Raw genomic sequence first — 221 nt, 5'->3', positions numbered from 1 at the left:
CTATCTGACCAGCCTTGAGTTTCAAAGCAGTGTCCCCGTTACTTATCTGGTAAGCCCAATCATAAAACGCGTGTGCGTCCTTCCAATTCTCCATATTTTCATACAGCTGAGCAATGTCCTTAACCACTGTGAGGTCGTTTTGGTTTGCATGGTATTGTTCAATCAACAACCCCAACTTCTCTAGTTGTTGATCATTAGTCATGGCGGCACGGTCTGAGGCT

General features: G+C 45.2%; 1 pseudogene. It reads right to left on the bottom strand.

From position 1 onward, the window contains the following. Positions 1-202 (bottom strand): annotated as a pseudogene (locus ABGY95_RS11885) (hypothetical protein); the annotation flags it as partial. Positions 203-221 lie beyond the last annotated feature (19 nt).

The organism is Rubritalea sp. (assembly GCF_039830215.1).
GTDB lineage: Bacteria > Verrucomicrobiota > Verrucomicrobiia > Verrucomicrobiales > Akkermansiaceae > Rubritalea.
Note: the sequence above shows the minus strand (reverse complement) of the source record. Positions and strands in the feature narration are given on the sequence as shown.